Source organism: Rhizorhabdus sp. P4_G6, from assembly GCF_056401045.1.
In genome coordinates this window covers 1-21551 of the sequence record NZ_JBFUKC010000005.1, presented here as the reverse complement: position 1 = coordinate 21551, position 21551 = coordinate 1, and the positions used below count along the sequence as shown (strand labels likewise).

The window sequence follows — 21551 nt, the reverse complement described above, 5'->3', positions numbered from 1 at the left end:
GGACTGTCCGGGTGCAGCTCAGTCGATCTGCCCGAGCCCGTCGCAGCTCAGGTCGAACGCGGCCAGCCCGGCATCGAGATAACCGGCGAGCATCGGCATATCGAGCAGCTGATCGATGATCGAATCGGCATCTTCTTCGCTGGCGGCTTCGATCGCTTCGTCCCATTCGCTCGCGTCGAACGTGCCGCGCCCGACCATGGCGAGCGCCAGCACCTCCGCCCCCTCGTCGTCGGAAAGATCCTCGAGCAGGGTGCGGACCTCGTCCTCGGCGGCCTCATTGGAGTCGTCATCGAGCGCGGCGAGGGGGTCGTCGGTATCGGCCGGCTCGTCCTCATCGTCATTCTCGGTCGCGGGCACCTGTGTTTCCAGCTCGCGGGCGCGCGCGATCAAGCGGCAGATCGTCTCCAGTGAAACCGTCAATTCCATGGCATCATCCTCGCCCCAACAGCCGGGGTTCCGGACCCAAACGTGGACGCGGTGCTGCGGTTCCGCGTCGCTTTCAGGCGGCCAGCAGGCCTTTGAGCGGGACCTCGGGGTTGGCGAGGCTGGCCTTGTCCGGCGAAAGTCCACCAACCACCAGCGCCTTGCCCTGGACATAGTCCTTGACGGCGTTGACGCAGTCGAGCGCCAGCACCCGGCCGTCCTTGAGATAGACCACCGAGAAGCTGCGCGTGCCAGGATCGCCGCGCACGATCGCTTCGTCGAAGCCGACCGAAAGGCCCACCGTCTGCAGGCGCAGGTCATATTGGTTGGACCAGAACCATGGCACCGCATGATAGGGTTCGGCCATGCCCAGGATGTCCTTGGCTGCGGTGGTCGCCTGGTCATTGGCGTTCTGCACCGATTCGAGGCGGAGGCGGGCGCCGCCGGCAAAGTCGTTGGCGTGCATGGCGCAATCGCCGATCGCGTAGATATCGGGCAGGCTGGTGCGGCAATAGCTGTCGACATCGACGCCATTGCCGCCGGCCGCGCCCGCCGCGATCAGCGGTTCGACCGCCGGGACGATGCCGATGCCGACGATCACCATGTCGGCGGGCAGAACCGAGCCGTCATGCATCCGGACGCCGGTGACGCGATTCCCGGCACCGCCGAGGATGCAGTCCACCTTCGCATCGAGCTGGACGTCGACGCCATGGGCGCGATGCTCCGCCTCGTAGAAGCGCGACAGGGGCTCGCCGGCGACGCGGGCGAGGACGCGGTCGAGCGCCTCCAGTACGACGACCTTCTTGCCGAACTTCGAGAGCACCGCGGCCGCCTCCAGTCCGATATAGCCGCCGCCGATGACGACGACATTGGTGGTGTCCTCCATCTCGCCGAGCATGCGATCGACATCCTCGCGCGTGCGCACGCCGTGGACGCCCGCCAGGTCATTGCCCGAGCAGACGAGCCTGCGCGGCGCTCCGCCGGTCGCCCAGATCATCTTGCCATAGCCGATCGTCGAGCCGTCGGTCAGAGTTGCCAGATGCGCGGCGGGATCGACCGACGCGACGCGGCGGCTGAGCAACATATCGATATGGCGATCGGCCCAAAAGGCGGCCGGACGGATCAGGATGCGATCGAACGTCTTCTCGCCGGAGAAATATTCCTTCGACAGCGGGGGGCGCTCATAGGGGAGTTCGGGTTCGTCGCCAACCACGGCAATCGTGCCTTCGAACTTGTTCTGCCGGAGCGCGACCGCTGCCTGCGCGCCGCCATGGCCAGCCCCTACGATAAGCACGTCATAATGAGCCAACTGCGAATCTCCCCTGGTCAGCCGTTCGATCCGCCGCTGTCTATCCGGTGGAGCGCCAATGTCCAGTTGACCGCGACAAACGCCCCGCCTATAGGCCCGCTCCACCGCATCGGCGGTCGCCTTGGGGCGGAGTAGCTCAGCTGGTTAGAGCAGCGGAATCATAATCCGCGTGTCGGGGGTTCAAGTCCCTCCTCCGCTACCAAACATATCCTGTACATACCGGAGACATGGGTGACAGGTTGTACCTAGGACATGGGTAATAACCTCGTGCCGAACGGGATGTCGATGGTTTGCAGGGTTTCCTGTTCCAAGTCGATATGGGCTGCTGGTTTGGTGGACACCGAGATAGGCTCATTCAGGCTACCCCACGGCCCATCGAAGTAACACAATTGCAGTATGTGGGACGCGGTTATTGAACTGGGGCTGATTGCAGTCAAGCTGGCAACGAGGCTTGTGAGAGTTCACAATCATGTACGAGCGCCTACTTTATGACGTCACCGACCATGTCGCGACGGTCACATTGTACAATCCGGAGCAGCGCAACGCCTTCGGCGTCGTGATGGAAACCGAACTTCGCGCAGCTCTGAGCCAGGCGGGGAGCGACGACGAGGTCAGGGTGGTCGTGCTCACCGGGCACGGAAAGACCTTCTGCATGGGGGCCGATATGTCGGCCCTGCAGAACGTCGAGGACGCGGTCCTGCCCAACCCCGACGATTACGAGGGCAATTACGGCCACCGTCTCACCTATATCCTGTCTACCCCCAAGCCGATTATCGCCGCGATCAACGGGCCGATAGCGGGGGTGGGTCTCAGCATCGCGGCTTATTGCGACTTTCGCTACATGGTGGACACGGCCAAGCTTTCCACCTCGTTCGCACGGCGGGGCCTGGTTGCCGAGCATGGCCTGTCGTGGATGTTGCCGCGGCTGATTGGACTGATGAATGCGATCGACCTGCTGATGACCGGCCGGGTCGTGCCAGCTCCCGAGGCGGAGCGGCTGGGATTGGTCCGCACTCTGCCAGCCGAGAACTTCATGGCCGACGTCATGGCGATAGCCAATGAACTGGCGATCTACTCATCGCCCCGCTCCACGGGGATTATCAAGCGACAGATCTACGAGGGATTGTTCCAGGACCTTGGCGAGGCGACCGCGGAGGCACTCGTTGAGGAACTCAAATCGTTCGAGTGCGAAGATTTCAAGGAGGGGGTCGCCCACTTCGTCGAGCGCCGGCCGCCGGTCTTCACGGGGCGATGAACCTTCCGAACAGAACTCGCTGTCGAGTGGCAGCTCGAAGACCGCGCAGTGCCGGGTCCCGCAGGCGATACCCTTGGTCCCGCCGGTGCTGCGAACTTGAGTGATCGAAGAAGATACCACACGCAGGACGGACTCGTCCGGGTGACACGCTGAAGGAGAAGGAAAGACATGGCAGAGGGAACGGGACAGGGGCCGCTTGCGGGTGTTAAGGTGCTCGAAATCACGACCATGGTGGCGGGGCCGCTGGCCGGAGCGATGCTCGCCGACCTTGGTGCCTCGGTCGTCAAGGTGGAAGGGACCACCGGCGATCCGTTCCGCTGGGTACCGCCGATGCACAATGGTCTTTCGGCGCACTATTTCGCCATGAACCGACAGAAGCGGAGCATCGCGCTGGATCTCAAGAATCTGGAAGGGCGGGCAATCGCCCAGTCGCTGGCCGCTGCCGCAGACGTCATGATCGTCAACACCCGCCCTGCGGTGATGCAGCGGCTGGGGCTGGACTACGAGACGCTCAAGAAGACCAATCCGGGCCTCATCTACGTCATGATCAGCGGGTTCGGCCCCGACGGCCCCTATGCCGATCGGCCCGCATATGATCAAGTGATCCAGGGCCTCTCCGCCGCGATGTTCCTCCAGAGCGATGGCGCTCTTCCAGCGAAGCCGCTGCGTTCGATGTTCGTGGATAAGTTTACCGCCACAGCGGCGGCCAGCGCGATTTCCACGGCACTCTACCATCGCGAGAGGAATGGCGGGGAAGGACAGTTCGTCTCGGCATCTCTGCTGAAAGCCTTCTCCTTCCTCAACCTCGTAGACAACGTCTACAACCACTGCTTCGCGGAGAGTGAGGATCGGCTGATCGCTCCCAATGTGACCCGCCCGTTCCGGACCTCCGACGGCGTCTTCATGGGCTATTTCCAGACCGACCAGTTGTTTGCCACGGTCTGCCGCGCCTTCGGCATGGAACATCTGCTCGAAGATGATCGGTTCAAGACGCCGATGAAGCGGGTGGCGAACTGGGAAGCCATGTGGGTGGAGCTTGAGAAAGGCTCAATCAAGATGACCTCGGATGAGCTTGAGGCTCTGGCGATCAGCGATGGGCTGCCCATCGGCAAGCTGAAGTCCATCGATGAGTTCTTGGAGGATCCCCAGGTTCAGCACCTGGGCTGCGTCGAGCGGTACGTTAGCGAGGACTACGGGCCGGTCACGGCGATGGCCTATCCGGTCGATTTCCAGGCAACGCCGGCACTCGGCGGCGGCGTGGCGGCACAGCTAGGGCAGCACACCGACGAGGTTCTGCGCGAGCTCGGTTACGACGAGGAACGGATCAGCCAGCTCCACGCCGCCGGATTCGTGCGCTGACGGGAGGCCGCCCCCATGCCCTCGCGCTCATGACTGGCTTTCGCAAGTTTCTTAAGCCTGCGAGACGGCGGGATGGCTGATGCGATCGACGCAACCCTGATCATTTCTAAAGCAAGTGCCATGCCAACTATTGTTTGCAATCGGCTGCGCTAACCCAACCCAGAAAAGTGGCGCGTATGGGTCGGTTTTTCGAGACTTGGCGATGACATCTTGAGACCCACTGCATACGGCGCGTAGTAGGCGCTGCCCTCCTTCAGATACTCTGGGTTGCGAGTGCGCCGCGGTATTCTCCCATGTGTAGAGGAAATTTTCATGAGCTTTCAGGACATAATCTACGACAAGACCGGCCCGGTCGCGACCATCACAATCAATCGCCCTGAAAAGATGAACGCATTCGCACGCGAGACAGTGGACGAGATGGTCGAGGCGTTCCTCGACGCCTGGTCCGACCGCGCAATTGCCGCAGTGATCCTGACCGGCGCCGGCGACCGCGCCTTCTGCACCGGCGGCGACCTGTCGAAACGCACCGAAGGCGGCTACCAGAGTGCGCGTCCCGCTCGTCTCGCGACCGGCATCGACATGGATGCGCTGCACTCGGTCATCCGCGACATTCCCAAGCCGGTCATTGCTGCCGTCAACGGCTATGCGATTGGCGGCGGTCATGTGCTGCACGTTCTGTGCGACATTTCGCTGGCTTCGGCCAAGGCAAAATTCGGCCAGGTCGGCCCAAAAGTAGGTAGCGTCGACCCGGGCTTTGGCACGGCCTATCTGACTCATGTCGTCGGCGAGAAGAAGGCGCGCGAAATCTGGTACATGTGCCGCCAGTACACTGCCGACCAAGCTCTCGAAATGGGCCTCGTCAACGCGGTGTACCCGCATGAGGAACTGATGGACCAGGCGCGGGCCTGGGCGCTCGAGATCGCCGACAAGAGCCCCACGGCGATCAAGCTTGCCAAGCAGTCGTTCAATTGCGCAACGGAGCAGTTTCGAGCGCTTGGCAACTTCGCAACTTCCGCGCTCGCGCTCTATTATGACACCGAGGAAGCGGTTGAAGGCAAGAATGCCTTCATGGAAAAGCGCAAGCCGAACTTCGCCAAGTACGCCAAGTAAGCCAGTAATCTGTTGGTGATGCCGTGAACTGACGCGTGCCCTGGCCTGTCATGAGGGCCAGGGCGCGGTCCACGATAACGGGGTCTCAAGCCGTAGCACTCGCAACGGTTGACTGGCGCACTGGGTCAGACGCCCAGTTTGGCAAGTATCTCTTCGGTTTCGGTCCAGAGATGTTCGGCGGCAGCCTCGTCCGTTCCGTGCGGCACCACCGGCTTCTCTTCCATTTCGTAGAACATCCGCCCGCCCGGTGCGCCGGTCTCGCTGGACGTCGCGATCCAGACCAGGCTTTCGGCTGCCTCGGCAGGTGTCACACCTTCCGCGCCCATAATGAAATTCTTGATCTGCTCATCCCCGTGAGAGCTGAAATTGCTGTGTACCACCCCCGGCACCATCGCCTGCGATACGATGCCCTTGCCGGCTAGCCGCTTGGCAAGCGCCAAGTTGAAAAGCTGGTTGGCAAGCTTGGCCTCGCGATAGATTGTGCCCGGGACAAATGGCCCCTCCAGATGCTGGATGTCTCCGAAATTCAAACCGGCTTCTGCCCAGGCGTAGGCGATCGAGGATACAGCAATGACGCGCACCGTGTCCGGCGGTCGGTTCGCAGCTGCGTCCTCGAGCAGAGGTATCAGTTCGCGCGTCAGAAAAAATGGTGCAAGATGATTGGCCGCGAAGGTTTCCTCCGTCCCTTCGACGGTCATGTATTTCCCGTCGCGAATGCCCCCAGCGTTGTTGATGAGCACGTCCACCGCGCCGGTGAGTGCTTTGATCTCGTCCGCCAAACGCTTGGTCTCGCTCATGAGCGATAGGTTTGCACGCAGGAAGTCGACCTTTCCACTGCCGTCGCACTCTGCGCGGATCGCCGCTTCGGCGACGGCACTGCGCTCCGCATCGCGCCCTTGGCCGATCACTTGCCATCCCATGCGCGCAAAGGCCTTCGCGGTTTCCAGGCCGATGCCCGAACTGGCGCCAGTTACGACAACAACGCGCTGCGGCTCGGTCATATTGATTCTCCCGATTTTTGCGTGATTTTCGCGAACCTACCAAGACAGGCGGGGCGGGCGGGCCGCGTTATGGAAGCGGTACTGCAGCGCCATCGCAAATTGTAAAGCTGTTTTGTAGTGTCTAACAATCCTCCGTCTTTGCAGGTGGGGAATGAGCTTGACTTCGAAACGGCGCTTCGGTCCGCGTAACTCCGAAATTTCCCATGCTATCATGGACGCGGCCGAAAAAGTCATCCGCGATGAGGGTTATGCCGCGGTTTCGTCGCGCCGGGTGGCGGAAGTCGCGGCTATCCAGCAGAGTCTCGTCTATTACTATTTCGAGTCAATGGATGACCTCCTGGTCGCCACCTTCCAGCGCCGTACGGAAAGGGGGATGGCCCGCTATGAAAAAGACGCCCGATCCGACAAGCCGGTCGCGGCGATCTGGAAGGACCTCAATGAAGGACTCGATGCCCGGATGTCTTTCGCGTTCGTCTCGCTTGCCAGCCACAATGAGCGGGTGCGCGACGTGTATACCCGCTTTCTGTCCCAGTCGCGCAAGCTGCAGGCTGACATGATCGCCAAAGATGCCGCCGCGCGTGGCATCGACATCTCGCCCGCAACCCCGACGGCGCTCGCCTTCATCATCCACAGCACCTCGCTGGTAATGGCCCGGGAGGCTGCACTGGGCATGACGGAAGGGCACGACGAGGTTCGTTCGCTGCTGGAAGGTCTGCTCGAAAAATTCACCTGATTCTCGTCCGTTTGGCGGATCCGAGGCCGCCTTGATCATCTTCGCGCAGGCTGCTAAGAAAGTGATCAACAAAACAATGGAGAGCTGGAATGGCCGAAGCTGCAATCGCGACAGAAATGGTGCTCGACCCCGCTCATCCGGAGCACTGGCCGGAGCTCGGCTTCGAGGCTCTCTACGCCATGAGCTGGCGCAATTGCCTTGAAGCGCAGACCGAGGCGCTCAGGCATCGGTTCCGGCAGATGAGCGGATCGCTTCCGGCCATGGACAAGCTCGCCTCAAAGGAAGGCATCACCAGCGTCGACGGGATCGAGGATGCCTTGCCGCTGATGTTCGACCATCGCGTCTTCAAGAACTATCCGCTGTCGCTGATCGAGACTCGCAATATTCCGAAGCTCCATGCATGGCTTGGCCGCCTGACCACCCATGATATCTCCGGCATGGATCTGAACGGACTGACCACGATCGAGGCTTGGCTCGACCGGCTCGACGAATTCGGCATGCTCGTTACCACCTCGTCAGGCACCACTGGCAAGCTCAGCTTCGTTCCGCGCTCGCAGACCGAATATCCGGCCTGGGAGCGAAGCTATATGCAAACGCTGCACGCCAGCTTGGGCGTCGATCCCTATACGGACAAGGTTGAAACCTTTGCGCCGTCCTATCGCGGCGGGCACCAGACGGCGCTCAAGGTGCCGATGATGTTCAACACATTCGCTGCGGGTGGCGCCGAGCACTACCACACGCTTTACCAGACCCACATGTCGGCCGACTTGATGTCGCTCGCCGGCCGGATGCAGGCAGCGGAGGACCGTGGCGAACTGGAAAAGCTGGGCTTCGATCCGGCACTGCTCAGTGCTCGCCAGGACATGATTGCGCTGGCGAAGCGCCGCTCGCAGGACCTCGCAGACTGGTTCGAGGCACTGTTCGAGGGCTACCGGGGTAAGCGCGTCAAGATTTCGGGCCTCGGCGGAGACCTGTTGCGCACCGCGATCGACGGCGCGAACAAAGGCGTGAAGCCCTTCTTCGCGGAAGGGTCGATCGCGTTCTATGGCGGTGGATTGAAGGGGCTCAAGCACGACCTGCCGGACTGGGAGGCCTATGTCTGCGAATTCTTCGGCATGGAGCGGTTGGGGACGTGCTACGGCATGTCCGAGGTGATGTGCCAGTCGCCGCGCTGCCGCCATGGTAACTATCACGTCATGCCGATGACCATCCCGGTGCTGTTCGACGCTGACATGAAACCCCTCCCACGCGAGGGCACACAGACAGGGCGATACGGATTCTTCGACTTGCTCGCGCAAACCTACTGGGGCGGGTTTATCTCGGGAGACGAAGTGACGATGCATTGGGAAGAGGACTGCGGCTGCGGCTGGAAGCAGCCCTATGTCGGCCCGGCGATCTCACGCTATGCCGACAAGGTCGGTGGCGACGACAAGATCACCTGCGCAGGCACGGCGAAAGCCTATGACGACTTCCTCAGCTTTGTATCGGAGGGCTGAAGCCATGAGCGACATCCGCGAGATCCCGATCATCTCCCGCGGCCGTATCATCTGGCCGACGGAGGACGACGTGGCGATCTACAACGCGCGCGGCGGGGGCCAATTCCGCTCGCCCGATCCGCATCGCCACATCCACGACCTCGTCATGGGCAATCCGGTCCTGCTCACCGACCTGATGGACACGCCCACCAGCCAGATCATCGAATTCCTGGTGGAAGTCGGCAAGCGGTTGAGGCTGGACGACAATCCCTTCTTCCAGGAAAGCTTCGAGCTCGGGCTGCTGGCAGGCGGCCTGTCTGAACCAATTCTGCGGTCGGTATATGAGCGCCTGCCCGGGATGTTCGATGGAGGCTATCTGACGGAGCGGGTCGAACACACCATCGGTAGTGCTTTTCTCGACGGCTGGGTGCCACGCGAGGGGTGCGACGGGCGCCATCGCATCCGGGCAGTCGGGACGCGTCAGCTGCACATCACCGCCGGCAATGTTCCGGTCGTCGCCGCGACCACGATCATCGGCGGCGCACTTTCCAAGTCCGACATCCTGATCAAGTCGCCTTCCAACGATCCGCTGACGGCCATTGCGATTGCCCGGACCATGATCGAGCTTGACGCCTCGCACCCGGTGACCAAGCACGTTGCGGTCGCTTACTGGAAGGGCGGCGACGAGGCGATGGAACACCAGATCGTCCGCACCACCCGCATCGACAAGATCACGGCCTGGGGCGGGATGAACTCGGTCAAGCATATCCAGAAGTTCCTCCAGCCGGGCATCGACCTGATCGCACTCAATCCGAAGTTTTCAATCTCGCTGATCGGTGCAGAGGCGCTAGAAAGCGAAGAGGCGATGGACGAAGCGGCCACCGGCATCGCCGTCATGTCCGGTCTGATGAACCAGACCGCCTGCGTCAACACACGCATGGTTTATGTCGAATGCGGCGATGACGACGAAAGCCTCGCCAAGCTCGAATACCTTGGCCGACGAATTGCCGCCGCCTATAAGACGCTGCCTTCGTGCTTTTCGACTCCGGCCGCCGCCCCCAACCACGATCTCGAAGCAGAACTCGAAGCCGTGGCGATGGAGGAAGACTTCTATACCGTCATCGGAAACACTGTTGAAGGTGGCGTGGTCATCTCACGATTCCCTGACCGGGTGGACTTCTACGACCAGCTCAATAACCGCGTCGTAAACCTCGTCCCGGTTGCGGATCTGCTCGACGCCATCAAATGGTGCGATGATACCACTCAGAACGTCGGGATCTATCCGGAGACGCTGCGTGACCGCCTGATCGATCCATTCTCGCTCGCCGGCGTTCAGCAGTTCGTGCCGCTGTCGGGCGGTGACGCGGCCGGGGTTTACCGCGAGTTCAATGCCAATCCAGCGGGCCTGCCCCACGACGGCATCGAAACTATGCGGAGGTCTGTCCGGTGGGTGATTGACCATCGGCCAGCTGGCGAACCAGCGATCGAAACCGCAATCGCCGCCGAATAGTCAGCCCGGCGCGAGGCCGGGCGTAACCATTCGGTCTTATCTGGCCATTGCAACCTTGGTGCCGGGCTTCGCCGCCCGAAAGGGGTGACCATCCGCGACGGGCGCATCCAGGTCGGGGACCCCGGTTTCAAGCAGCGCGGTTGCCGTATCGACAAGATGAACGAGCGGGTTGGGCTGTGCCCACACGTCACTCCGCTTACGCGATGCCCGCCAGCTTTCATAAGCGGCTTGAACAGCGACCACGTACCAAGAGAAAAAGATCAGTCGCTGCCGCATGACCGGTTCCGGTATGTCTGCACGGAGATCCATGATCCGTTGCAGGAGATGCTTGTACACGAGCAGATTCATCTGATCGAGGTATTCGGTCAACTCCTTGCGGCGGATGTAGAGTACCCCAGCAATAAACCGGTTCATCGTCGGCGAAGGATCAGAGATACTTTCGGCGACATGGCCGCGAACAATGATATCGACAATGTCCCTGACTGAATTTGGTCCGCCTCTTTTGTCGAGTTCGGACAAGTGATCCAGCCAGACCCTGCTCAAGTCACTGAAAATATCGTTGACCAGTTCAAGGATCAGGCCTTCCTTGGACTTGAAATAGTAATTCAGGGACCCACCGTTCTTCGCGCCCGCTGCGGCAACGATCTCTCTTACCGTAACGGCTTCCAGGCCCCGCTCGGCGAACAACCTGCGGGCGGTGACCTTTATATTTCTGCGGGTGTCAGTGCGACTTTCCTTATCCTGACGTGCCATTGCAGAACCGGACATATGCGATAATTTCCGTTTGCAGAACATGCGCGGGCTAGCTCACCCGACCAGTGAGCCTGCTTAGCGGTCCAAGTGCTAAAACGGAATAGGAAAACATCAGGCCTGCCGAGCGGCCTTTTCCGGTTATCTCAGGCGGTCTGGGACCTTGGACGTTCCGCCGGGGCCAGGCGATGGGATGCTTCCTTCCCAGGGATGTTGGCGGATGCTGCCCTGGCGAGGCGATGTTCGCTCCAGGCGATCACGAGTCCGGCCATAACGACCATCGGCGCGCCCAGCCACAGTGTCGGCGGCGGCAATTCGCCCCAGACTGCCCAACCGTAAAGGGTGGCCCAAAGCAACAGGGTCGAGTCCATGACAATGACGCTGGCGACCGCTCCGTGTCGGAGCGAGGCGGCGAGCAGCAATTGCACCAAGGCACCGACAATGCCGATGGCCAGTAGGAGTGCCCAAGTCCCTGCATCATGCCCGTGCGCGAAAAATGGCAGGAACCCGACGGTCATCAGGCTCCCGAAAAACGCGTACCAGAAAGCCGCCCGCACCGGGTTGTCGGTTCGACCGAGGTGGCGGATCTGGAAGCTGATTACCGCAGAGGTCAGCGCCGCAAGCAATGCGCAGATGCCACCGGACACCGGTATGACTGCACTACCGGGACGGGCGATCACGATGATGCCGGCAAACCCGCAGGCGACGGCTCCCCACCGCCACGGTCCCACGTGCTCGCGCAGCACGAACGCCGTGATCAACACGGCAAAAAGTGGTGCCGTAAAGGTGAGTGCGGTAAATTCGGACAGGGGCAGCATTCGAGCCGCAGCGAAACTGAGCGCGACGCTGATCATCCCCATCAAGGCGCGAAGAAAGTGGCCGCCTACCTGCCCGGTCGCGAGGCTACGGAGTTTGCGACGCGCGGCGAACCACGACAACATCAGCGGTAGAGAGACGAACTGAAGCCAGAAAAGGATTTCGGGTAGGGCAACATCACGGCGGCCGGCCAATTTGGCCAGCATGAACAAGGTCGCGATCAGGAACGAAGCTACAGCGCGAAGGGCAAGCGCCAGCATGGGGCGGTGATGGGGATGTTGCACTATCGCGGTGTAGTGCCACGGTCAGCGCATGCAACTTCGTGCGAGGCATCGCAGCGTGGAGTTGGCGTTTAACGCATATCCAGCAAGAATGTCATTGCCGGGATCGAGCACCGCTCAGCGCAGTACCGCCATGCCGTTGCTGATCACCTTCTCTTGCCGCTCTTCCGCGAAAGCCTCAAAGGAAATGACGCTACCCTCGCGCCACATGTCGACGCGAATGGTTTCACCTGGGTAGACAACCCCGGTGAAGCGAACCGCGATCCGCTCCAGCTTATCAGACGCAAAGCCGCAATATTCAGCCAGGATGGCTCGCTGGCAGATGCCGAAAGTGCAGAGCCCATGCAGGATAGGTTCGCGAAAGCCGACTGCTCGCGCTGCAACCGGATCGACATGCAGCGGATTGGAATCGCCCGATAGTCGATAGAACAGCGCCTGCTGTCGCGAGGTCGGGAGGATAAGGGCCCGGTCATGACAGCCGGCAGGGATCGGGTGAGGGGCCGGCTGGCCCTCAGTGGGTCCGCCAAATCCCCCTTCGGCACGCGCGAATGCCGTGTTCAGTACGGACGCGAATGGTTCATCGTCTCCTTCGAGGTAGAGATGCGAGATATCGGTAAGAACTGCGCCCTTGCCCAGCCCTTTGTCCCACGCCCCCAGAAACTTTGAACGCACATGGGCCGCGCCCCGGGTGGGGATGGGCTTGTGCACCGTCACGGATTGTTCCCCATGGAGCACGCGGGCGTAGTCCAGCTTGGCAAATGCAATGGCTGTCTCTCCCAACACCAGCGATGAGACAAAGGTCGGCAGGACTGCGAGGTTCTTCTCATAGACAAATGCCAGTTGCCGCTCATCCAGCGGATCGGACGGCAACCCAAGTCCAAGCGCATAGATCATTACGTCGCGTTCATTCCAGCTGCAGCGAAACTCGCGCTCCAGATGCATCAGTTCCTGATAGGCCAGCATTATCCGTCCTCTCGCGCTCGGGTTGCGCATGGACTGCGGCAATCGCCGCCAATTGCCCTTGCAACCGGACCGGAAGTTGCGCCATCATTACCGGAGGTCGGATCCGCCGCTCACATTTTCGCAGGGCAGGGATGCAAGTGCCGCACATACGTTAAGGGTGCGTCGTTGTCGGAGCGGGTTTGACAGCCGGCCTTGGCGCGTTCCATCCATCTAACGGCGTTCTAATCTGAGCCGCTCTTGGGGTCGCGGGAAGCGATGGTGGTGCTCAGCAGGTATTTTCAACGCTCTGGAGGCAGGCAAGGCGCATCGGAGGGACAAGGCGATGGGGCAGACAGGCCGGAGCGGTCCGCTTGCCGGGCTGCGGTGCGTAGAATTTGCGGGGATGGGCCCAGGACCTCATTGCGCCATGATGCTCTCCGATCTGGGTGCCGATGTGTTGCGGATCGAGCGGCCATCCCCGGCAGCGTTCACAGTCAATCCCGTCACCGAGCGGGGCCGCGCCAGGCTTGTCCTTGACTTGCGAGAGCCGGGAAATGCCGCCCGTGCGCTGGAGATTGTCAGCCGTGCCGATGTCCTGATCGAGGGAAATCGGCCGGGGGTCATGGAACGTCTCGGGCTTGCCCCCGCCGATGCGCTCGCCGCCAACCCGCGGCTGATCTATGGCCGGATGACGGGCTGGGGACAGGAAGGGCCACTTGCGGCGAGGGCGGGGCACGACCTCAGCTATCTTGCAATCACCGGGGCACTTCATGCCTTCGCCCGGCGCGGCGAACTGCCGGTGCCGCCCATGAACCTGGTCGGCGATTTCGGCGGCGGCTCGATGATTCTTATGATGGGCATCCTTGCCGCCTTGTGGGAACGCGAGCGTTCAGGCCGCGGGCAGATAATCGACGCGGCGATCATCGATGGCGTCGCGACCTTGTTTGCCGGCGCGGCCGGGCACGTGGCGACGGGCGCACTTTCACTGGAGCGCGGACGTAATTTCCTGGCCGGTGCCTCGAACTATTACCGTGTTTACCTTTGCAGGGACGGTAAGGAGGTCGCCGTTGCAGCAGTCGAGCCGCAATTCTATCGTGCGCTTCTGGAGGGCATCGGCGCGCCGCTGGAGTGGGCGGAGGACCAGTACGACGCCTCGGTCTGGGCGGAGCGGACCGCGGCGATGGCGTCGATTTTCCTCACCCGGACCCGCGACGAGTGGACGGCCATTCTTGAAGACAGGGATGCCTGCGCCGCTCCGGTGCTCGAGTTCCACGAGGCGTCTTCACATCGACAGATCGAAGCCCGAAGCGGCTACGCAGTTCATGAGGCAATCGTGCAGCAGACCCCCGCACCGCGCTTCTCGCGCACGCCGGGTGCAATAGCACCGAGCGAACCTAGCGAGGTGATGCTAAGTCGTTGGGGCTTGGGCTGAGACGGGCATCGGTCTCAACACTCCGGGCAGGAGATCGGATTCAAAGCGCTTCCGCGAGGAACCGCCCGGCCGCTCCCGAGCAGATGCTGTGCTCGACATCGGCTGGAAGGTCCATGCCCCGGATCCAGTGCGCCGGATCCTGCTGCATGATCTGGTAGGGATAGTCGGTGCCGGCGAAGACCTGACCGGGAACCATCGTGATGGCCAAGTGGCGCAGGTAGTCCGCATCATAGACATTGGTGTCGTAGAAGAAACGGCGAGCCTGGTCGAACGGTGCCATCGATCCGGTCCCGTCGGCAGCCTTGAATTTTTCCCAGCCGAGCTGCAACCGGCCAATCGTTGCACCCAGCGTACCGCCACCGTGGCTAAAGCCGATCCGCAAGCCGGGGAACCGGTCAAGTACGCCGTTCATTATGATCGACGAGGCGGTCATGCCCGTATCAACCGGGAACAGGGCAAAGCCGGTAAAGTTAACGTCCGGAGTCAGGGTCTTGGCTGCGATGGGGTGCAACGCATGGACGAAAATGGCCATGCCTTCAGCCTCGGCTGCGGCCCAGAACGGGTCGAACTCGGCTTCACCCAGCAGCTTTCCGTTGATATTGCTGCCGATCTCAACGCCCTTGAGGCCGAATTCGACCTTCAGCCTCGGCAACATGCGCGCCGCGGTTTCCGGGCTTTGCATCGGCACGGAGCCGAGGCCACGAAAACGGGCAGGCGTGCTGGCAACAAGGCTGGCAATCTGGTGATTGACGGCATCGCAAATCAGCTGCGCGTCCGTCAGATCGAGCCAGTAGGACAGGAGCTCGGGCATCGGCGAGAGGACCTGCATGTCCACGCCGTCGCGATCCATGTCCTCGATCCGGCGCGCGACGTCCCAGGAGCGCGCGTCAAGCCTTCGGAACGGGGTTTCACCGATCATCAGCGTGCCCTCGACCGACGACTGGCACTGCATGCACGGCCAGCGCGGCGCCACCGCGGCGTTTGGGGCCGCGGGAAAATCGAGCGGTGAGACGTGGGAATGGGCGTCGATAAATTTGGACATAGCTTGCCTCTGGTTCATGGTCGGAATCGGCCGCCCTAAGGAGAGAATCAGCCGGTCAGATCCTGCGGCTGATGACTTCCTTCATGATTTCCGAAGTGCCGCCATGGATGCGATGAATCCGGGTGTCGCGCCATAGCCGGGCAATCGGATATTCGTTCATGTAGCCCGCGCCGCCATGCAACTGCAACGCCGCGTCGACGATGTGCCAGACGTTCTCGGAATGCCATAGCTTGGACGCGGCCGCTTGTTCCGATGAGAGCTGGCCTTGAAGGTGGCGGGTCCGCGCCCAGTCCAGATGGGCCCAGCCGGCCTGGAGGCGTGCGGCCATGTCGGCCAGGGTGAACCGGGTATTCTGGAACTCGAAGATCGGCTGGCCAAAGGCCTTGCGCTCCTTCACGAACTTGACCGCCTCGTCGAATGCGCGCTGGGCCTGGGCTTGGGAGATGCTCGACAGCGACAGCCGCTCCTGGCCGAGTTCCGACATCATGTAGCGGAAGCCCATGCCTTCCTCGCCAAGCAGGTTCGACACGGGCACGCGCACGTCATGGAAGAACAGCTCTGACGTATCGGCCCCATGCAAGCCGATCTTGTCGAGGTTACGGCCGCGTTCGAACCCCGGAGCGTCGGTGTCGACCAGCAGGAGTGAAACGCCTCGCGCGCCTTCACCTCCAGTGCGAACGGCGAGAAATACGAGGTTCGAGAGCAGGCCATTGGATATGTAGAGCTTGCTGCCGTTGACCACATAGTGATCGCCGTCGCGCCGGGCACGGGTGCGCAGATTCTTGACATCGGACCCGCCACCAGGCTCGGTCATGCCTAGCGCCGTGATGATTTCGCCGCTGATCATGCGCGGCAGGTAACGCGCCTTGAGGTCTTCCGACCCGTAATTCAGCAGATAGGGTGCGGTGATCAGCGACTGCAGGCTGACACCCACCGGGCAGTTCATGTAACCGAGCTCTTCCAGCAGGATGAGATCGTAGGAGATGTCGAGCCCGACGCCGCCATAAGCTTCCGGCATGCTCGCGCACAGGAGGCCAGCCTCGCCGGCCGCTCGCCAGAACGCAGCACTGGTGATTCCCTCGGCTTCCCACTTGTCGAGAAAGGGTTCAGCTTCCTTCGCCAGGAACTTGCGTACGGTGTCCCGAAACTGCTCGTGGCTTTCATCGAAACCCTGACGCGTGCTGGTATCGAGCATGCCTGCATCCTTCACAATCGGCCTGCTAGCCGCATTGGATATGGCTTACGCCATGGTGATCAATGCTAGAACAAAAAGGATAATTCGCTAGTCCGCTGTCCCGCAACCAACGGAAATGTGAAAATTGCTGAAGTGTGGGCGGATGTGCGACGTCGAACGCGAATATTCGGCGCGCTTGGCTTATGGTTGGACCAACAACTTTGGGCCAAGGGGAGCAGCTGGATGGGAGAAGAAGCCGACGCGGAAGATCCCGGCCCCGGCATTGCCGCAGCCACGCTGATACTGTTTTCGGAACAGCAGGGAGAGCCCGCCCGGCACCTGATGATCCAACGGTCGCCGCAGATGCGATTTGCGCCCAATGCCCTCGTCTTTCCCGGTGGGCGTGTGGACGAGGACGATCACCGGATTGCGGATGATCCAGCCTTGGTGGATGTTTCGTTGGAAGACCGGCTGGAAAGAGCACACAGGGTCGCGGCCATCCGCGAGATGCTGGAGGAAGTGGGCATTCTGGTGGGAGCCTTGCCGGCGGCGGGCCTCAATGCAGGCGCGATGCAGGCAGCCTTGAAAGCCAATAATCCGTTCAGCTTCGTGCTCACCGAAGCAGGCGGCCAGCTCGACCTGTCAGTCATCGTGCCGTGGGCAAAATGGCATCCAAGGTTCCAGTCGCATCGCCGCTTCGATACCCGTTTTTATATTGTGCGGCATCTTGGCGATCGCAGCGTGACCATCGATGAGGACGAAGTTGGGCATGCGCGCTGGATCCTGGCTGAAGAGGCAATTGCGGAAGCGGAAGCCGGCGCGGCGAAGATCATCTTCCCAACCTTGTGCAATCTCGAAAGGCTCGCCGCCTTTCCGGCTTTCGACGCGGCCATCGTGCACCTTGCCACCATCGCAATTCAGCCCATTTCGCCCCGCTTGCAGAAAGACGAGCACGGCGAATCATGGATCTGCATCCCGGAAGAATGCGGCTATCCCGTTACCCGCCGGCCGCTCTCGATGTTGCAGGCACCATGACCGTGCCGGATGCCGATCTCGCTGTCTATCACGCGCCAACGCCCAATGGCTGGAAAATCACGATATGCCTTGAGGAGATGGGCCTTCCCTATCGGCTGATCCCGGTTCGATTGGGTGAGGACAAGTCCGAGGCATTTCTCACGGCGAGCCCCAACGCCAAGATTCCGGCACTGTTCGATGCGGACGGGCCCGAGGGAAAGTCCATAACCCTGTTCGAAAGCGCCGCGATCCTGATCTACCTTGCCGAGAAGACCGGCCGGTTGCTCGATCCTTCCCCTGCCGGGCGCTATGCGGCAATCCAGTGGCTGGCCTGGCAGGTGGCGGGCCTCGGCCCCATGGCGGGTCAGAATGGCCACTTCCTGCTCTACGCCGCGGAGCGGATACCCTACGCGATCGCGCGCTTTGGCAAGGAAGTGCGCCGCCTTTACGCGGTGCTGGACGCGCAGTTGGCCTGCACCGGCGCATTCGTTGCCGGCGACGCCTATTCGATCGCCGACATCGCCTGCTTTCCGTGGATCATGACGCACAAGGCGCAGGGCCTGACGCTTGATGATTACCCGGCAATCAAGACCTGGTTTGCACTGGTCCGCGCCCGGCCTGCAGTGCAGCGCGGGATCGCCGCGGGTGGCGGCGTCGCAGGCATGCGCGCCGGGCCGCCACCCGGCTTGTTTGCGGTTCACAACGATTCGTAGGAGAGACCATGAAAATCGAGATGTTTTTTGATTGCGCTAGCCCCTGGAGTTACCTCGCGTTCGAGCGGATCATGCCATTGGCCGAGAGTTTCGGACTTGAGGTCGAATGGCAACCCATCCTCGTTGGTGGTGTTTTCAATGCGGTCAATCCCGGGATCGAATTTAACAAGTCAAAGCACATACTTCCGAAGCGCAAGATCGATTATCATATCAAAGTCATGCAGGATTGGGCCGACATCACCGGGGTCAAGATCATCTTCCCGCCCACTGGTCACCCGTTAAACAGTGTCAAGGCAATGCGCGCCTGCCTGATCCTGAAGCCAATGGGGCTTATGGTTCCCTTCGCGCGAGGTTGTTTCCAGGCCCTGTTCGGCGACGATCGTTCGATTGCGGATGATGCAGTCCTGCTCGACATCTGCCAGCGGGTCGGGGTCGATGGTCCTTGGCTGCTGGAGCGTATCGTACAGCCCGATTCCAAGGCGGCGCTACGTGCAAAGGTGGATGAAGCGATCGAGCGCGGTGCTTTCGGTGTACCGTCGACCTTCCTGAACGGTACGGACATGTATTTCGGCGTCGACTCGCTGCAGCTAGTCGCCGCACGGCTGGCGCAATGGAGGAGCCAGCAGGCTTGAGCCTCCTCCGCGGGTTGGCATGCGAATGGGGGACTTTCCCGGTTCTATTCGGGCAAGCCCCTTTTGCTTCATCGCTTGTTTCTGCGTAGCGGAAAGCCAAATGATCTCCAGCGGATCACTGCACCTCGGCAAGGCGGGCATTGCGATTGGCGAGGAAAGTCAGCAAGATGAGCACCGGCCAGACCAAGAGTGACAGGAGGATCAGCCCCTGCCGCAGGCCCTTTCCTTCACCTGCCACGAGTGCTCCCAGTTCCACCGCGGCGAGCGGCGCCAGCCCGTAGCCCAGGACTGCGACAAACAACAGGTAGATGCTGCTCATACGCGCGCGCATCCGCTGGGGAGCAAAAAGCTGGATGCTCATTGGAGACACCACAGCAAAGGCGGTACTCATGACCATAGCCACGCCGACGCAGCAGAGTTGCAAGACGAGCGAATCCAGCATGAGGCCGACCACGAAGACCGGGGCTGTAAGGAGAGACGGCAGCCAGAAGGTCCGCACGATGCCGGCTACCGGATCTGCCAACTGTTTCCGGGTCGCGATCCATTGCCAGAAGAAGTTGCCGAACAAACCCGCGGGTACGCCGACGATCGCCATCAGATAGCCAACGTGCGATGGACTGATCCCTTGCTCACGCGCCAGCAGTGAGGGAAACCAGGCAATGATCGCGAGGACAAACAGGCTGTTCAGTCCAGTGAGTGATAGCAACGGACCGAAAAAACCGATGCGGGTACGCAGATAGGCAAAAACGACCCGCATGTCGGCGTCGTTAGTCGCGATATTGTTGATCGCGCGCCGCTCCGGCACCGTGGCAGTCAGTGCGAACAGCACCGCGAGCAACAGACCCGGCAGTCCGACGAAGACGAATGTCAATTGCCAAGCTTGCAGACCGGCGTAGCCACTCGTCGCACCCGCCAGGTCCATCGCCATTGCGCCCACCGCGTATGAACCGATCGGCATGACCCCGGCAACGGAAGTGTAGATTGCTACCGGAGGTCCGCGCATGTAACGGGGGTAGAGATCCGCAATTAGAGAAATGGCTGCCGGCGTCAGCACCGCCTCGCCAAGCGCGACTCCGCTGCGCAGGATGAGCATCATCCAGAAGCCGTTGGAAAATCCTGACAGGATCGTGGAGAGGCTCCACAGAATGATCCCCGCGGTGACCACGATGCGACGGCTGCGTGTGTCGATTAAATGACCGAGAACAAGGCCACCCACCGCGTAAAACAGCGCGAAGCCCACGCCGAGCAGCAGCGCCATCTGGCGATCGTCCAAACCCAGGGCCTGGGACACCGGCGCGGCCAGAAGCGCCAAGATGCTGCGATCGACATAGGACACGGCATAGAGCAGCGTCAGAAGGGCGACGGTGAGTGTCGCGCCTCGCAGGGGAGAGCCGCTCTCCTCCTCCTCCTCTGTCTGCACTATGCAATTCCCCGGCTTCGCGCTTGGATAGTTCAATTGCACGAGCTACCTCTCCGTAGACTACCGACCCGATCTACGACCATTCCTGTCGTGCCGGACCCTGCTGATCGTTTTAGACATTCGTGTTAAAAGCGTAATAAGCGCAGACAGAGAACGCCGGATCTTTCGGTCGTTCAATGGCGACGGCATCAGTCGATCAGTTGCCAACCACGGTAGCAAGAGGGTGACGCCAATGCACCCGAATTTGCCTAATTCTGCGCGGGCCACCGCAATCACGCGTACATTCTGCAGTGATGCCATATATGTGTTATTCATGCGCAGCGCCCCAGATCTGCCCTAGGCCGCCGAACTGGACGGGCCATCCACGCGTCAATGAAAGCATTGCATTGCACCTGTTCGCAGATTTCGGTTGGCAACGGGCCTGCAGCCCTTTAGTGCGCCTAAAACGGTTGACTAAATCATGTCGTTTGCGGAATGCAGAGCGCAAAATCGACTGGGAGCGGATGTGGCAGCGTGATCTGCCTTTTYGGTTGAACTAACGGATTGCTACGGAAGGAACTCACATGGCCGAAATCTTGGCGCTTGGGATCAGTCACTATCCGCCGCTACTTTGGCCCGACAAGAACATGTCCGGTCTGCTCAAGGCGATGATGCGGAATCCGAACCTCCCTGAATCACTCAAGACCCCGGCAGGATGGTCGGAGGCGATGCAGAAGGAATGGGGCGACGACGAGGGCGAGGCGGCTGCAGCGGTCCACCGCGAGCAGATGGTCGACTGGACTCGAAAGGCGCGACAGGCGCTGGACGATTTCAATCCCGATTTCGTCCTGATGTGGGGCGATGATCAGTATGAGAATTTCCGTGAAGATATCGTGCCGCCCTATTGCGTGAATGCGCACCCTGAGTTCCGCTTTCACAACTTTCCCAACAATATCTGGGGAGAGCCAGTCGAAAAGGAATTCGTGCTGCCGGGCGTTGCAGAAGCCGGTAAACATCTGGCCAGTGAGCTGATCTCGGCCGGATTCGACACCGCCTATTCCTACAAGCCGCTGCACCATCCGCTCCCAGTCGATTTTGCGCTCTGCATTCCGCAAACGACATGATTTAGTCAACCGTTTTAGGCGCACTAAAGGGCTGCAGGCCCGTTGCCAACCGAAATC

20 protein-coding genes and 1 tRNA gene are annotated in these 21551 nt (G+C 61.1%); 12 read left to right on the top strand and 9 right to left on the bottom strand.

From position 1 onward, the window contains the following. Positions 1–18: 18 nt before the first annotated feature. Together AC1DPF_RS07315 and AC1DPF_RS07310 are read right to left on the bottom strand one after the other, a co-directional pair. A complete protein-coding gene (locus tag AC1DPF_RS07315; protein WP_477869041.1) occupies positions 19–426 on the bottom strand; it encodes a DUF3775 domain-containing protein in 408 nt (135 codons plus the stop codon). Between the two features lie 73 nt (positions 427–499). Next, positions 500–1732, bottom strand: coding sequence for an NAD(P)/FAD-dependent oxidoreductase (locus tag AC1DPF_RS07310; protein WP_477960425.1), 1233 nt, complete (start codon positions 1730–1732; stop codon positions 500–502). Positions 1733–1857: 125 nt separating this feature from the next. On the opposite strand from AC1DPF_RS07310, the gene AC1DPF_RS07305 reads away from it, so the two are divergent. The 4 genes from AC1DPF_RS07305 (at position 1858) to AC1DPF_RS07290 (ending at position 5456) form a co-directional block, all read left to right on the top strand. Further along, positions 1858–1934, top strand: a tRNA-Met gene (locus tag AC1DPF_RS07305). A gap of 267 nt (positions 1935–2201) precedes the next feature. After that, positions 2202–2987, top strand: coding sequence for an enoyl-CoA hydratase-related protein (locus AC1DPF_RS07300; RefSeq protein WP_477869157.1), 786 nt, complete (start codon positions 2202–2204; stop codon positions 2985–2987). Positions 2988–3155: 168 nt separating this feature from the next. Then, complete coding sequence (locus tag AC1DPF_RS07295; protein WP_477869159.1) at positions 3156–4346, top strand: CaiB/BaiF CoA transferase family protein; 1191 nt, start codon at positions 3156–3158, stop codon at positions 4344–4346. 312 nt (positions 4347–4658) lie between these two features. After that, positions 4659–5456: an enoyl-CoA hydratase-related protein gene (locus tag AC1DPF_RS07290; RefSeq protein WP_477960423.1), complete on the top strand. Its 798-nt coding sequence runs from the start codon at positions 4659–4661 to the stop codon at positions 5454–5456. A 125-nt stretch (positions 5457–5581) separates the two neighbouring features. Here the strand turns inward: AC1DPF_RS07290 and AC1DPF_RS07285 are convergent, their stop codons facing one another. Beyond that, positions 5582–6457 carry an SDR family NAD(P)-dependent oxidoreductase gene (locus tag AC1DPF_RS07285; protein ID WP_477960421.1) on the bottom strand — a complete coding sequence of 292 codons (876 nt, stop codon included), beginning with the start codon at positions 6455–6457 and terminating at the stop codon, positions 5582–5584. A 211-nt stretch (positions 6458–6668) separates the two neighbouring features. Here AC1DPF_RS07285 and AC1DPF_RS07280 point away from each other — a divergent pair, with 211 nt between their 5' ends. From AC1DPF_RS07280 to AC1DPF_RS07270, 3 genes are all read left to right on the top strand, one after another. Next, positions 6669–7190, top strand: a complete 522-nt coding sequence (locus AC1DPF_RS07280) for a TetR/AcrR family transcriptional regulator (RefSeq protein WP_477869165.1) — start codon at positions 6669–6671, stop codon at positions 7188–7190. An 89-nt stretch (positions 7191–7279) separates the two neighbouring features. Further along, entirely contained in the window at positions 7280–8686 is a 1407-nt protein-coding gene (locus tag AC1DPF_RS07275; RefSeq protein ID WP_477960419.1) for a hypothetical protein, read from the top strand. Positions 8687–8690: 4 nt separating this feature from the next. After that, positions 8691–10175 (top strand): acyl-CoA reductase, encoded by a 1485-nt coding sequence (locus AC1DPF_RS07270; RefSeq protein ID WP_477960418.1) that lies wholly within the window; start codon positions 8691–8693, stop codon positions 10173–10175. A 36-nt stretch (positions 10176–10211) separates the two neighbouring features. On the opposite strand, the gene AC1DPF_RS07265 is transcribed toward AC1DPF_RS07270, so the two are convergent. From AC1DPF_RS07265 to AC1DPF_RS07255, 3 genes are all read right to left on the bottom strand, one after another. After that, on the bottom strand, positions 10212–10928 hold the full coding sequence (locus tag AC1DPF_RS07265) for a TetR/AcrR family transcriptional regulator (RefSeq protein ID WP_477960416.1): 717 nt from the start codon (positions 10926–10928) through the stop codon (positions 10212–10214). 143 nt (positions 10929–11071) lie between these two features. Further along, a complete protein-coding gene (locus AC1DPF_RS07260; protein WP_477869173.1) occupies positions 11072–12001 on the bottom strand; it encodes a DMT family transporter in 930 nt (309 codons plus the stop codon). Positions 12002–12139: 138 nt separating this feature from the next. Further along, complete coding sequence (locus AC1DPF_RS07255) at positions 12140–12985, bottom strand: MaoC/PaaZ C-terminal domain-containing protein (RefSeq protein ID WP_477960414.1); 846 nt, start codon at positions 12983–12985, stop codon at positions 12140–12142. Between the two features lie 322 nt (positions 12986–13307). Here AC1DPF_RS07255 and AC1DPF_RS07250 point away from each other — a divergent pair, with 322 nt between their 5' ends. Further along, positions 13308–14396 carry a CaiB/BaiF CoA transferase family protein gene (locus tag AC1DPF_RS07250; RefSeq protein WP_477869177.1) on the top strand — a complete coding sequence of 363 codons (1089 nt, stop codon included), beginning with the start codon at positions 13308–13310 and terminating at the stop codon, positions 14394–14396. Positions 14397–14436: 40 nt separating this feature from the next. Here AC1DPF_RS07250 and AC1DPF_RS07245 read toward each other — a convergent pair whose 3' ends face one another. Both AC1DPF_RS07245 and AC1DPF_RS07240 read right to left on the bottom strand, forming a co-directional pair. Next, positions 14437–15438: an amidohydrolase family protein gene (locus tag AC1DPF_RS07245; protein ID WP_477869179.1), complete on the bottom strand. Its 1002-nt coding sequence runs from the start codon at positions 15436–15438 to the stop codon at positions 14437–14439. A 55-nt stretch (positions 15439–15493) separates the two neighbouring features. Then, positions 15494–16633 carry an acyl-CoA dehydrogenase family protein gene (locus AC1DPF_RS07240; protein ID WP_477869181.1) on the bottom strand — a complete coding sequence of 380 codons (1140 nt, stop codon included), beginning with the start codon at positions 16631–16633 and terminating at the stop codon, positions 15494–15496. 222 nt (positions 16634–16855) lie between these two features. Between AC1DPF_RS07240 and AC1DPF_RS07235 the strand changes: the two genes are divergently transcribed. The 3 genes from AC1DPF_RS07235 to AC1DPF_RS07225 are packed head-to-tail and all read left to right on the top strand — an operon-like array spanning position 16856 to position 18971. After that, positions 16856–17647, top strand: coding sequence for an NUDIX hydrolase (locus tag AC1DPF_RS07235; protein WP_477869183.1), 792 nt, complete (start codon positions 16856–16858; stop codon positions 17645–17647). Next, a complete protein-coding gene (locus AC1DPF_RS07230; protein WP_477960412.1) occupies positions 17644–18339 on the top strand; it encodes a glutathione S-transferase N-terminal domain-containing protein in 696 nt (231 codons plus the stop codon). Before AC1DPF_RS07235 ends, AC1DPF_RS07230 begins: the two co-directional genes overlap by 4 nt. Before the next feature lie 8 nt (positions 18340–18347). Next, a complete protein-coding gene (locus AC1DPF_RS07225) occupies positions 18348–18971 on the top strand; it encodes a DsbA family protein (RefSeq protein WP_477869187.1) in 624 nt (207 codons plus the stop codon). Between the two features lie 115 nt (positions 18972–19086). On the opposite strand, the gene AC1DPF_RS07220 is transcribed toward AC1DPF_RS07225, so the two are convergent. Further along, on the bottom strand, positions 19087–20391 hold the full coding sequence (locus AC1DPF_RS07220) for an MFS transporter (protein ID WP_477960410.1): 1305 nt from the start codon (positions 20389–20391) through the stop codon (positions 19087–19089). A 563-nt stretch (positions 20392–20954) separates the two neighbouring features. Here AC1DPF_RS07220 and AC1DPF_RS07215 point away from each other — a divergent pair. Continuing rightward, entirely contained in the window at positions 20955–21494 is a 540-nt protein-coding gene (locus AC1DPF_RS07215; RefSeq protein ID WP_477960408.1) for a class III extradiol ring-cleavage dioxygenase family protein, read from the top strand. Positions 21495–21551: the final 57 nt, after the last annotated feature.

Excerpts from the sequence above, each read along its gene's own strand:
- AC1DPF_RS07245 (WP_477869179.1), bottom strand. The coding sequence starts at position 15,438 with ATGTCCAAATTTATCGACGCCCATTCCCACGTCTCACCGCTCGATTTT.
- AC1DPF_RS07300 (WP_477869157.1), top strand. The coding sequence starts at position 2,202 with ATGTACGAGCGCCTACTTTATGACGTCACCGACCATGTCGCGACGGTC.
- AC1DPF_RS07260 (WP_477869173.1), bottom strand. The coding sequence starts at position 12,001 with ATGCTGGCGCTTGCCCTTCGCGCTGTAGCTTCGTTCCTGATCGCGACC.
- AC1DPF_RS07255 (WP_477960414.1), bottom strand. The coding sequence starts at position 12,985 with ATGCTGGCCTATCAGGAACTGATGCATCTGGAGCGCGAGTTTCGCTGC.
- AC1DPF_RS07285 (WP_477960421.1), bottom strand. The coding sequence starts at position 6,457 with ATGACCGAGCCGCAGCGCGTTGTTGTCGTAACTGGCGCCAGTTCGGGC.
- AC1DPF_RS07225 (WP_477869187.1), top strand. The coding sequence starts at position 18,348 with ATGAAAATCGAGATGTTTTTTGATTGCGCTAGCCCCTGGAGTTACCTC.
- AC1DPF_RS07275 (WP_477960419.1), top strand. The coding sequence starts at position 7,280 with ATGGCCGAAGCTGCAATCGCGACAGAAATGGTGCTCGACCCCGCTCAT.
- AC1DPF_RS07280 (WP_477869165.1), top strand. The coding sequence starts at position 6,669 with ATGGACGCGGCCGAAAAAGTCATCCGCGATGAGGGTTATGCCGCGGTT.
- AC1DPF_RS07240 (WP_477869181.1), bottom strand. The coding sequence starts at position 16,633 with ATGCTCGATACCAGCACGCGTCAGGGTTTCGATGAAAGCCACGAGCAG.
- AC1DPF_RS07215 (WP_477960408.1), top strand. The coding sequence starts at position 20,955 with ATGGCCGAAATCTTGGCGCTTGGGATCAGTCACTATCCGCCGCTACTT.
- AC1DPF_RS07295 (WP_477869159.1), top strand. The coding sequence starts at position 3,156 with ATGGCAGAGGGAACGGGACAGGGGCCGCTTGCGGGTGTTAAGGTGCTC.
- AC1DPF_RS07315 (WP_477869041.1), bottom strand. The coding sequence starts at position 426 with ATGGAATTGACGGTTTCACTGGAGACGATCTGCCGCTTGATCGCGCGC.
- AC1DPF_RS07250 (WP_477869177.1), top strand. The coding sequence starts at position 13,308 with ATGGGGCAGACAGGCCGGAGCGGTCCGCTTGCCGGGCTGCGGTGCGTA.
- AC1DPF_RS07265 (WP_477960416.1), bottom strand. The coding sequence starts at position 10,928 with ATGGCACGTCAGGATAAGGAAAGTCGCACTGACACCCGCAGAAATATA.
- AC1DPF_RS07290 (WP_477960423.1), top strand. The coding sequence starts at position 4,659 with ATGAGCTTTCAGGACATAATCTACGACAAGACCGGCCCGGTCGCGACC.
- AC1DPF_RS07270 (WP_477960418.1), top strand. The coding sequence starts at position 8,691 with ATGAGCGACATCCGCGAGATCCCGATCATCTCCCGCGGCCGTATCATC.
- AC1DPF_RS07235 (WP_477869183.1), top strand. The coding sequence starts at position 16,856 with ATGGGAGAAGAAGCCGACGCGGAAGATCCCGGCCCCGGCATTGCCGCA.
- AC1DPF_RS07230 (WP_477960412.1), top strand. The coding sequence starts at position 17,644 with ATGACCGTGCCGGATGCCGATCTCGCTGTCTATCACGCGCCAACGCCC.